A 6,323-nucleotide genomic window follows, 5' to 3' on the forward strand; every position below is an offset into this window, starting at 1 on the left:
GGTTGTCTTCTTCCTAAGAATACTGCCCATATCCCCGAGGTGCGCTAAGACCCCGCACACATTTTGGTGTGCAGGGTCTTGCCTAGAGGGTGGTGAGGACGTCGGCGGTTAGTTAGGCGCTGACCTCGGCGCCCTCAAAGGTGGTGGTGTCGATGACCACGCGGAACTGGACGTCGCCTGCGACCACCCGGTCGTAGGCGGCGTCTACTTCATCAACACCGATTTTCTCGATCACGGAGGCAATGCCGTGCTCGGCGCAGAAGTCCAGCATCTGCTGGGTCTCGGGAATACCGCCGATGTTGTTACCGGTCAGCACCTTTCCGCCGCCAATCAGGCGGTTCAGGTGAATCTCGAGGGCCTCCGGTGGCAGGCCAACCACGGAGAGAATACCGCGGGGTTTCAGCAGACTCAGGTAGGAGTCCAGGTCGATGGGAGCTGAGATGGTGTTCAGAATCAGGTCAAACTCACCGCGGTGTTCGGTGAAGAAACCCTCGTCAGTGGTAGCCAGGGTGCGGGCGGCACCCAGCTTGGCGGCGGAGTCCGCCTTCTTGAGGCTGCGGGAGAGCACGGTGACCTCAGCGCCCATAGCGGCGGCAATCTGCACGCCCATGTGCCCCAGCCCGCCCAGGCCCAAAACGGCAACCTTCATGCCGGGCTTAACGCCCCAGCGGGCCAGGGGGGAGTAGGTGGTGATGCCTGCGCAGAGCAGGGGAGCTGCCACGTCGAAGTCCAAGGCGTCGGGAATGCGTAGCACAAAACGCTCGTTGACGGTGACCTTCTGTGCGTAGCCACCCTGGGTGATAGTGCCGTCCACGTCCTTGGAATTGTAGGTGCCCACCGCCCCGTTCAGGCAGTTGTTCTCAAAACCAGCGACGCACTGCTCGCACTCACCGCAGGAGTTGACCAGGCAGCCCACACCCACGCGGTCACCGACCTTGAACGCGGTGACGGCCTCGCCCACAGCCTCAACAGTGCCCGCAATTTCGTGGCCTACGGCCAGGGGGAACTGAGCGGGGCCCCACTCGTTACGGATGGTGTGAATGTCAGAGTGGCAGATACCGGCGGCCTCAATCCTGATGATCACATCATCTTCACGCGGGTCACGGCGCTCAATCTCGGTGACTTTAAAGGGCTGGTCGGGGCCAAACTTTTGTAGGGCTTTAACGGTGTAGCTCACGGTTCTCCTTATGTATCGGTGTAGCTGGCCTCTCTCACTCTACGCCGTCCTGCCCTCGTTTGTCGGCGCGCATGCGTAGCCAGTAGGCGAGGGGGCCCACAAGGGGGAGGAAGAGAGCGAAAAGGAGCCATTTGAGTTTCTGGGTTTCGCTCAGGTGAGGTTGGCGATGGATGGTGAGCACGCAGGCCAGCGCGAGACCGGCTGAGAGAAAAAGCAGGGGGTAGAAGACATAACCGAACACGCTGATGTGATTATCGGGCACATCTGCGGCAAGGACGTTCGCGCCTGCTAACCGGGTAACAGCAAGCGTGACTGTGGTGGGGGTGTCAAACATACCCACCATGCTACAGGCCTCTCCTGGTGAGGGGTATCTAGAGGGAGGCGGCGGGCCCACTACTGGAGCAGGCCCGCCCCCCACTCATGCTATCCTTTGCCCACAGTTGTATATAACCTAGAGGCTATATATTTTTGGCCTTGCGGCGGCTCACGACCAGAGCTACGCCACCTGCCAGAAGCGCCAGCGCGCCCACGCCAGCAAGTACCGAAGCGGTGAAGCCGGTGTGAGCTAGGGAGCTACCGGCGGAACCTGAAGTGCTACCGGCGGAACCTGAGGCGGAAATATCGCTACCGTCTTCAGCCTGGGCGGGGTAGTCGGGGCTGACTTCGCAACCGGTGCCGTCACCGTCGGAGTCCAAGCCCCGGTGGAAACCGGCCTCATCAGACTGAATGGGGCGGCCGAGGGCATCCCAGACGGTGGCGCAGTTCTCGTACTCAAAGGCCGTCGGTGAGGGCGAAGGAACTACCGCAGCAGACACAGGTGAGGGGGTTTTGGTGCTCGGAGCAGCAGTTGGGGCAGAGGCGGTCTCAGTGCTGGTGGGTTCTTCGCTAGGAGTCGTGCTAGGAGCTACGGAGATGGGCTCCTCCGTAGGTGCGGGAGTAGGCTCAGCAACCGTACCGGTGAAGTTAGCGGAGAGGCGCACCGTGGTGCCGGTGGCACCGGTCGCATCGGCCAGCACAATCTCGTGGCTACCGTTGGTGATGCCCGTACCTGCCAGGTCTAGGGAAACTGCTGCGGTGCCGTCCGCAGCAACAGCAACGGTGCCAACCTCAATGCCGCCCACCGTGACCTTCAGCTCGGTCAGGGCGGGTACACCGTAGCTACGAACGTTCAGGTCAGACAAGGAGAAGGCCAGGGGGCCGTTGACGTCGTAGCTTTCAGCCAGGTCGGCAACGCGTACAGCCTGCTTGGCAAAGTTGGGTTCAACAGTGCCAGCGTTCTTGAAGTAGGCAACAAAGGCGTCCGAATCTACCAGGGCGGTGTCCTTGGCGTTAGCGCCCTGAGAGAGGGTACCGAAGTTGTCGCCGCCGCCCAACAGGAAGCTGGGGATAGCGACGGTGTAGGTGTCGGCGTCCTCAACCCTCTTGCCGTTGACGTACACATCGAGCACGTTAGAGCCGCGGGTTGCGTAGCCTGCCGCATCGGGTGAACCGGTGTAGGTGTAGGTGACGTTCGATGAGAAGCCCAGCTGCAGGTAGGGGCGGGTTGCCATCTCGCCCGCTGCGGTCTGTTGCCACTGCTCTTCGAGTACAGTCTTGAGCTGGGCTCCGGTGAGCTCGGTGGTCCAGAGATTGTTGGCGAAGGGGGTCACGTTGACGATGTCCATGACGCGCACGTTCTGGTTCGCTGCCAGACCCAGTGAGGTGCGCAGTCCGCCAGGTAGTTCGTCGCGCAGGCCGCCGGGGTTGACGATGCCGATATCGGCGGGGGTGCGGCCCGTGGAGTTAGCGGCAGCCAGGTACATGTCAGCAACCAGGTGGCCCATGGTTGACTCGTAGTTGCGCATGTCAAAGCCACCCTGGGTTTCCTTAGCGGAGTCAAAACCGGTGGTGATGGGGGCGCTAACTTGGCCCGCTACAACAGATCCCTGCTCGGTGGCATAAGCGTTGGCCTCGGTGACGATGGCGTTGACGTCTGCCAGTACAGGGTCAGCGGCAATCTGCTCAGCGGTGGGAGCGTCCATGCGCTTGACCAGGTCAGCTGAGTAGGCTGTGACGTTCTTATCGGCGTCCAGGGTCAGCACAACCTTGCCCAGGTTATCGCCGTAGTTGCCGGTCTGAATGACGGGGCGGGTCTTGCCTGCCTGGCCGGGGGCGGCGCCGTCAATGATGTACTCGGCGTGGGTGTGGCCGGTGAAGATAGCGTCTACGGCGGCGCTGGTCTGATTGATAATCGCGTCAGCTTCGGGGGCGGAGGTGTCTACGCCCTCGTGGTATTCGGCGATAATCACGTCTGCCTCACCGTTGGCTGCATCGCCGTCAGAGAGCTGGGTAGCGTACTTGTTGACGGCCTCAATGGGGTCGGTGAACTGCACGGACGCCAGCGCTGAGGGGTCGGTCAGTTGAGGGGTTTCGGTGGTCACAGCACCGATAACAGCTACGGTGGTGCCGTTGACCTCGGTGGTGTAGTAGGGCTCCAGGGCGGGGGTGCCGTCAGCCTGAAGGACGTTGGCACCCAGATAGGTGAAAGAGGAGGCGGGGATGATACGGTTGACCAGGTCATCCATACCGGCGTCGAACTCATGGTTGCCCACGGCGCTGGCGGAGAGGCCCAGGGCGTTCAGGTAGTCCAGGGTGGGCTGGTCCTTCTGAACGCTTGAAACGTAGAGTGATGCACCCACGTTATCGCCAGCAGACAGTAGCAAAGAGCCATCGGGGGCAGCTGCACGCTCGGTCTGAATGGTGTTCGCCAGACCCATAGCAATGCTGGTAGATATACGACCGTGGAAGTCGTTGATGTTCAGTAGGGTCAGGGTGGTGGTATCGGCTGCGCCTGCGCCCGGAGCAGGGGAAATAACCAGGGCAGCAACGGTTGCGCCACTGGTAGCCAGGCCTGCAAAGCGGCGGGAGAAAGAAGACATGTCTTATCTTTCAGTGAGAACGATGATGTGTGTCACTCAACAGGATAGCCCGCTCCGCGCCGCCTCGCTGGTGTTTAGAGTGATATTTCGGTGAACAAAGAGCCCTTATCTGGTGAGCTCGTGGGCCAGTGCCCGCTCAAGCTCCGGTTCAAAGAACATGTAGCCGCTAGCCAAAAGCTTATCGGCACTCGCCCGTTGGCTAGCCAGTGCCAGCTCACGAACCCCTTCCCGCCCCAGAGCCAGGGCAGGCACGGCAGCCGGGATAGGCAGCAGGACGGGGCGGCGCAGCACCTTTCCCACCGTCTTGGCCAGGGTCTTTGCCGTGACAGGTGAGGGAGCCACCGCATTCACCGGCCCCTCTAGCTTCTCGGTCAGCACCGCATGCACATAGATACCGGCAATATCATCCAGGCTAATCCAGCTCTGCACCTGCTGGCCCGAACCAATCCAACCGCCGGTCCCACTCAAGAAAGCCGGCAGCTGTAGACGTAACATACCGCCCAGGGCAGATTGCACCAGGCCGGTGCGCACATTCACCACCCGCACCCCAGCCGCACGGGCAGGCTCACAGGCCGCCTCCCAGGCCTGGCATACCTGCGCCAGGAAGCCGCTACCGGCGTCCTGATCTTCGGTAAGCACCTCACCGCCCCGATCAGCCCCATAGAAACCTACCGCAGAGGCGCAGACAAAAACGCGCGGGGCGGCGCCCGCACCCCTCTGCTGTACCAGCTCAGCCAGGGTGGTTGCCAGCAGGGTCGTGGACTCAACGCGGGAATCAAGAATCTTCTTCTTATTCTCCTCGGTAAACCGCTGGTTGATGCTGGCTCCACCCAGGTGAATCACCGCGTCCGTACCCTCAAAAGCGGAGGTATCAATCTCACCGGCAGACGGGTCCCAGCGGAACTCGTGCTCAGTCTCGGGGGCGCGACGCACCAGCGTGCGCACCCTATGCCCGCCCCCGGTTAACAGGGCAACTACCTGACGCCCCACCATGCCGGATGCCCCGGCCACCAGCACCGTCAGCGGCTCCTGCTGGTAGCGCTGCTGAAAATCAAGTTCAGCACCGATGCGGCGCTCGCGGGCCGCAAACACTTTCTTAAGCTGCTTCTGAGCCGCCGCCCGGGCCAGCCGCTCGGCGGTAGCCCCAACCTTTTTTGCGGCCACGGGGGCTGCGGGGAGCACCGTGAAGGCAATACTGTCGCGCACCAGCGTATTGCCCGGGGTAGACAGAAAATCGTGGGCGTGCTCCCAGGTAGAAAGGGGGCCACGGACCAGCTCGTCGGTGAAAGAATCCGCGGACGCCCGGGTGTGGCGGGCTACCCACGGCAGGGTGAACAGGCCCGAGGTCAGCGGTAGGGCCACCCTGGTACGAGCGGTACTTCCCGGCTCGTTCGGGTTGCCCTCTTCAACCACCGAGCCAGCCCAGTGCGGGGTCGCCCGAATCAGGGCACCGGGGCGCATAAACCAGGTGCGCACAGTTTCTTCGGCGTAGGGGTAGGTGGCAGTATAGGTAAAGTCAGGCATGGGGACCCTCCTAAGGTCAAAGGAATTTTAAGCAACCTTACCTTTTTTTGGGGGGGGTAGTCCTCAGAAGGCGTGCAGGGCACCAGAAAGAAGTCCTTTTAGATAGCCAGAGCGGTTAGTTTCGCCTCTACAGCTTCAATCAGCTCAGCCAAAGTGGTGATGTAATACTTCTCGGCCAGCGTCACCGCGTTCTCACCCGGTAGGCCGCCTGTAGCAAAAGGCCCCAGACCAAAACTTGCCCCCGCACCAAAGTTACCGGGAGTAGCGGCCTGCCCGAAAGCGCCCGCAGCAAAGGCGGACGCCGGTGCGCTCGCTACCTCGCGAGTCAGTGTGAAACCGTAGGCGGTGGTGTCGGCATAGCTGATATTGAGCACGTACTCCACCTGCATGCCGTCCTCGGTGTGCTCTATTGATAGGTCGGCATCGTCCAAAAACTCACCGTCAAGCTCAAGGCCTCCGTTGTACTCCAGTGCCCACCCAAACTTGCGGGCCAGTGCCAGGGCGGTTTCTTTAATCTGAGTATGCTGCGGGTCAACGGCCATGGCTCTCCTCGCTCTGGTCCACTGTTTGTATCTACGGGTTAAGGGTCAAAAAGTGTGTCCGGAATCGCGGATTTTCACGGATTGACCTGTAGGTTTCCGGAAAGTATATGCTCCGGAAGCATATATCTAGCCCCCGACGGGAAATCCTCGGTGTGGCAGCCG

Annotated in this window: 5 protein-coding genes; all 5 read right to left on the minus strand. The window is 61.4% G+C overall.

Annotated features, from left to right (window positions below):
* Positions 1–112: 112 nt before the first annotated feature.
* Positions 113–1,177 (minus strand): NAD(P)-dependent alcohol dehydrogenase, encoded by a 1,065-nt coding sequence (locus L6966_RS11130; RefSeq protein WP_083092345.1) that lies wholly within the window; start codon positions 1,175–1,177, stop codon positions 113–115.
* A 34-nt stretch (positions 1,178–1,211) separates the two neighbouring features.
* A complete protein-coding gene (locus L6966_RS11135) occupies positions 1,212–1,511 on the minus strand; it encodes a PLD nuclease N-terminal domain-containing protein (RefSeq protein ID WP_237233390.1) in 300 nt (99 codons plus the stop codon).
* Positions 1,512–1,635: 124 nt separating this feature from the next.
* Positions 1,636–4,095 carry a 5'-nucleotidase C-terminal domain-containing protein gene (locus L6966_RS11140; RefSeq protein ID WP_237233391.1) on the minus strand — a complete coding sequence of 820 codons (2,460 nt, stop codon included), beginning with the start codon at positions 4,093–4,095 and terminating at the stop codon, positions 1,636–1,638.
* A 105-nt stretch (positions 4,096–4,200) separates the two neighbouring features.
* A complete protein-coding gene (locus L6966_RS11145; RefSeq protein WP_237233392.1) occupies positions 4,201–5,619 on the minus strand; it encodes a TIGR01777 family oxidoreductase in 1,419 nt (472 codons plus the stop codon).
* Positions 5,620–5,717: 98 nt separating this feature from the next.
* Positions 5,718–6,161, minus strand: coding sequence for a hypothetical protein (locus L6966_RS11150; RefSeq protein ID WP_083092353.1), 444 nt, complete (start codon positions 6,159–6,161; stop codon positions 5,718–5,720).
* Positions 6,162–6,323: the final 162 nt, after the last annotated feature.

This window comes from Rothia nasisuis (genome assembly GCF_928381405.1).
Classification (GTDB): domain Bacteria; phylum Actinomycetota; class Actinomycetes; order Actinomycetales; family Micrococcaceae; genus Rothia; species Rothia nasisuis.

What these genes read in the sequence shown, in the direction of transcription:
- L6966_RS11135 (WP_237233390.1), bottom strand. Translation starts at nt 1,511, where the DNA reads ATGTTTGACACCCCCACCACAGTCACGCTTGCTGTTACCCGGTTAGCA.
- L6966_RS11145 (WP_237233392.1), bottom strand. Translation starts at nt 5,619, where the DNA reads ATGCCTGACTTTACCTATACTGCCACCTACCCCTACGCCGAAGAAACT.
- L6966_RS11140 (WP_237233391.1), bottom strand. Translation starts at nt 4,095, where the DNA reads ATGTCTTCTTTCTCCCGCCGCTTTGCAGGCCTGGCTACCAGTGGCGCA.
- L6966_RS11150 (WP_083092353.1), bottom strand. Translation starts at nt 6,161, where the DNA reads ATGGCCGTTGACCCGCAGCATACTCAGATTAAAGAAACCGCCCTGGCA.